Source organism: Antarcticirhabdus aurantiaca, from assembly GCF_009765365.1.
Classification (GTDB): domain Bacteria; phylum Pseudomonadota; class Alphaproteobacteria; order Rhizobiales; family Rhizobiaceae; genus Antarcticirhabdus; species Antarcticirhabdus aurantiaca.
In genome coordinates this window covers 1-2,886 of record NZ_VTOM01000050.1, presented here as the reverse complement: position 1 = coordinate 2,886, position 2,886 = coordinate 1, and the positions used below count along the sequence as shown (strand labels likewise).

Genomic DNA, 2,886 nt, shown 5'->3' with positions numbered 1-2,886 from the left:
TGAGTGCGTTTTGTGCGGCTTTGAGGCCCCAGGCGAGGCGGGTGTTTGCGGCGTCCTGGCTTGGCGCCTCGACGTAGCAGCGCAGCTCGGGCGCGTTGCCCGAGGCGCGGTAGTGCACCACCGAGCCGTCGTCGAACAGCACCCGCACCCCGTCCAGCGTGTCGTGGCCGGTGATCGCCGGGCCGCCCTCGAAGAAGCGCCGGGCAAAGCCCTCCTCCTGTGCCAGGCGCGTCAGGAACGGCGCGCTCTCGGTGGCCGGCACCTCCTGGAGGCGGTCGGCGGCGGTGAAGCCGGCACCGAGTTCCTCGACGATCCGCGCGAGCGGCTTTTCCTCGCGCGCAACGAGGGCGAGCGCGGCCAGGATCGGCAGGAATGCGTCGCGGGTCGGCAGCGCTTGAAGGCGCCGCCCGTCCAGCGCGACGTCCGAGCCGAGCAGCACGCCGCCGTTCGCCTCGAAGCCGACCACCGGCGAGGCGCCTTGGGCGAGCGCTGCCTCCATGGCTTCCAGAACGAAGGGCGAGCCGACGCGGGTGCGCGACACGCGCGCGCCCGCCGCGCCCATCACCCGCTCGATCGCCGAGGCCGAGGTGACGGGCGTCGCCACCACCGCCGCGCCGAGAAAGCGGGCGGTCAGAAGCCCGAGGACGTCGCCGCGCAGGATCGCGCCGGAGGCGTCCGCCATCAGCGGCCGGTCGGCGTCGCCGTCGCTGGAGACCACCGCGTCGAAGCGTCCGTCCCTTGTCCACTGCGCGATCAGCGCCCGGTCTTCCGGCCGGTGCGCTTCCGTGTCGACCGGCACGAAGCGGTCCGCGCGCCCCAGCGCCTCGACGCTCGCGCCCAGCCCCTCCAGAACCTCCACCAGGAGGTCGCGGGCGACGGAGGAGTGCTGGTAGACGCCGACCCTCAGGCCCGACAGGGCGCGGTCGGCGAAGAACGCGATGTTGCGCGCGAGATAGGCGGCGCGCGCCGCCTCGCCGGCCTCGCCGCTCCAGGGCGAGCCCTCGGTCCCGGTCCCGGTCTCGTCGGCGTCCTCGCCGAAGCCGGGTTCCAGCGCGGCATGGGCCGCGAGGATGCCCGCCTCGTCGGCCTTGGTGATCTCGCCGGTGGCGGCGTAGAACTTCAAGCCGTTGCGGTCGTCGGGAATGTGGCTGCCCGTCACCATGATGGCGGGCAGGCCGCGCTTGATCGCCTCGCCCGCCAGCGCCGGCGTCGGCAGGGCGCCGCAGTCGATCGCCTCGATCCCGAGCGCCCGCGCCGCCCGCGCGCAGTCGGCGGCGATCCGCGGGCTCGAGGAGCGAAGGTCGCGCCCGACCAGAACGGCGCGCGGCGCCCGCCCGCTCGCCGCCAGGTGCTTCAGGAAGGCTCCCGCATAGGTGCGGCTCGGCGCGCCCACGAGGTCGCTCACGAGCCCGCGCAGGCCGCTGGTTCCGAACTTCAGGCTGCTCGTCTGGCTCATGGGGGCGATCAGCTCCGGGCGTAGATGTCTTCGATGCGCACGATGTCGTCCTCGCCGGTGTAGGAGCCGACCTGCACCTCGATGATCTTCAGGTCGATCTTGCCGGGATTGCGCATGCGGTGGGTGCAGCCGATCGGAAGATAGGCCGCCTCGTTCTCGTGGTAGAGCTTCACCGTCCCGTCGATCGTCACTTCGGCCGTGCCGTGGACGACCACCCAGTGCTCGGCGCGGTGGTGGTGGCGCTGGAGCGAGAGCGTGCCGCCGGGATAAACGCAGATGTGCTTGACCTGGAAGCGCTGGCCGATGTCGATGCGCTGGTACCAGCCCCAGGGGCGGTGGATGCGCAGGTGGTCGGTGGCCTGGGCGTGGCCCTCGGCGGCGAGCCGGGCGACGAGGTCCTTGACCCGCGGCGCTTCCGACTTGGCCGCGACCAGCACCGCGTCGAGGGTGGAGACGACGACGACCTCGTCGAGGCCGACGACGGTGGTGAGCGGGCCTTCCGAGCGCACCAGGCTGTTGGTGGTGCCGATCACCGAGACCGAGCCTTCCAGGACGTTGCCGTCCTCGTCCTTGGCCTTGATGTCGTGGATGGCGTCCCAGGCGCCGACATCGGACCAGGCGAAGTGGGCGGGCAGAACGCCGGCATGGTCGGTCTTCTCCATCAAGGCGTAGTCGATGGAGATCTTCGGGGCGGCGCGGAAGGGCTCGGGGGCGAGGCGCAGGAAGTCGAGGTCGCGGCTGGCCGAGGCGAGCGAGGCTTGCGCGGCCCTGAGGACGTCGGGGGCGTGGGCGGCGAGCTCCTCGCGCATGGCCTCGGCCTGGAACAGGAAGTTGCCCGAGTTCCAGAGGTAGCCCTCCGCCACGTAGCCTTCGGCGGTGTCGCGGTCGGGCTTCTCGACGAAGCGGCGAAGCGCCAGCGCCCGCCCGCCCTCGATGGAGGCGCCCGGCGCGATGTAGCCGTAGCCGGTGGCCGGGCTGGTCGGCTTGATGCCGAGCGTCATGATCCAGCCCTTGGCCGCGGCTTTTGCCGCTTCCAGGCAGTCGGTCACGAAGCCCGAAACGTCGGTGATGACGTGGTCGGCGGCGAGCACGAGGCAGACCGCTTCGGGCGACTGCTCGCGCGAAGCGATGGTGGCGCCGACGGCGACGGCGACGGCGGAGTCGCGCCGCTCGGGCTCGAGGACGATGGTGCCCTTGAGGCCGAGCGCCAGCATCTGCTCGGCCACCACGAAGCGGAAGGCGTCGTTTGTGACGACGACGGGGGGCGCGAATTCGGGGCCGGACACGCGCGACAGCGTCGCCTGGAACGTCGAGCGCCCCTCGTCGAAGAGCGGGATGAACTGCTTGGGCATCGTGTCGCGCGACACAGGCCAAAGCCGCGTGCCCGAACCACCCGCCATGATGATCGGTACAATCAGTGAGGTCATCGC

Annotated in this window: 2 protein-coding genes; both read right to left on the bottom strand. The window is 71.7% G+C overall.

Annotated features, from left to right (window positions below; all coding sequences use genetic code 11):
• On the bottom strand, window positions 1-1,456 hold a 1,456-nt coding region (locus FZN60_RS28425), incomplete at its 3' end, for a phosphomannomutase (RefSeq protein ID WP_158877758.1).
• An 8-nt stretch (window positions 1,457-1,464) separates the two neighbouring features.
• Entirely contained in the window at window positions 1,465-2,883 is a 1,419-nt protein-coding gene (locus tag FZN60_RS28420) for a mannose-1-phosphate guanylyltransferase/mannose-6-phosphate isomerase (RefSeq protein ID WP_158877760.1), read from the bottom strand.
• Window positions 2,884-2,886: the final 3 nt, after the last annotated feature.

Coding starts and splice junctions, on each gene's coding strand:
- FZN60_RS28420 (WP_158877760.1), bottom strand. CDS start 2,883: ATGACCTCACTGATTGTACCGATCATCATGGCGGGTGGTTCGGGCACG.